The organism is Halomonas sp. BM-2019 (genome assembly GCF_017584085.1).
The window spans coordinates 1,127,877-1,129,153 of record NZ_CP071922.1; the positions used below are offsets into that span (position 1 = coordinate 1,127,877).

Below are 1,277 nucleotides of genomic sequence, written 5' to 3' on the forward strand. Positions count from 1 at the left end.
CGCCATAAGATCTTCAATGCGGATTGGACCATTGATGGCGAGCCACAAGAGAAGTCCTTGTTTAAGATGATCAAGCGCACCTTTGAGGAGACTCCAGATTACGTGCTCTCTGCGTACAAAGATAACGCAGCAGTTATGGAAGGTTCCGAAGCCGGGCGCTTCTTCCCAGAGGCGGGTACGCAAGAGTACCGCTATCATGGGGAACCGATTCACATCCTCATGAAGGTCGAGACTCATAATCATCCGACCGCGATTTCTCCTTACCCAGGTGCCGCAACCGGCAGTGGGGGAGAGATTCGTGATGAGGGCGCCACCGGAATCGGCGCGAAGCCGAAAGCTGGATTGGTTGGTTTCTCAGTGTCTAACCTGCGTATTCCTGGATTTGAGCAACCGTGGGAAGCAGACTTTGGCAAGCCCGGCCGTATCGTATCCGCGCTCGATATTATGCTGGAAGGGCCGTTAGGTGGAGCCGCCTTCAATAACGAATTTGGGCGACCGAACATTACCGGTTATTTCCGTACGTATGAAGAGCAAGTGGTTAGTTTTAATGGTCTTGAGGTGCGTGGTTACCACAAGCCAATCATGATTGCAGGTGGCTTGGGGAATATCCGAGCGGACCATGTCCAAAAAGATGATATTCCTGTCGGTGCGCCGCTTGTGGTCCTCGGTGGTCCTGCCATGAATATCGGCTTAGGGGGCGGTGCGGCTTCCTCGATGGCATCGGGTGACTCTTCAGAAGCGCTCGATTTCGCATCGGTACAGCGGGAGAATCCAGAAATGGAGCGGCGCTGCCAAGAGGTTATTGACCGGTGTTGGCAGCTGGGTGCAGAGAATCCGATTGTCTTTATCCATGATGTGGGTGCGGGTGGCCTGTCGAACGCATTGCCAGAACTCGTTAATGATGGAGGGCGTGGCGGTGAGTTCAAACTGCGTGCGATTCCAAACGATGAACCGGGTATGTCGCCGATGGCGATTTGGTCGAACGAATCGCAAGAGCGTTACGTGATCGCGATCGCCCCTGAGCGGCTCGCAACCTTTGAGGCGATCTGCCGCCGGGAGCGGGCTCCTTTTGCAGTGGTTGGCGAGGCGACTGAGCGTCAAACGTTACGCTTGTATGATGAAGTATTTGATAACCACCCGGTCGATATGCCACTCAACGTCCTCTTGGGTAAACCGCCCAAGATGCATCGTGAAGTGAGCTCTACCCAACTTAACTCAGCCCCTTTGGCAACGGCGACCTTGCAAGTACGTGATGCCATTGAGCGTTTGTTACGGTT

1 protein-coding gene is annotated in these 1,277 nt (G+C 54.2%); it reads left to right on the forward strand.

The window, feature by feature from the left end; all coding sequences use genetic code 11:
* Nucleotides 1-1,277 (forward strand): AIR synthase-related protein (locus J5F18_RS05715; RefSeq protein WP_346301358.1); only part of this gene is annotated, 1,277 nt, incomplete at both ends.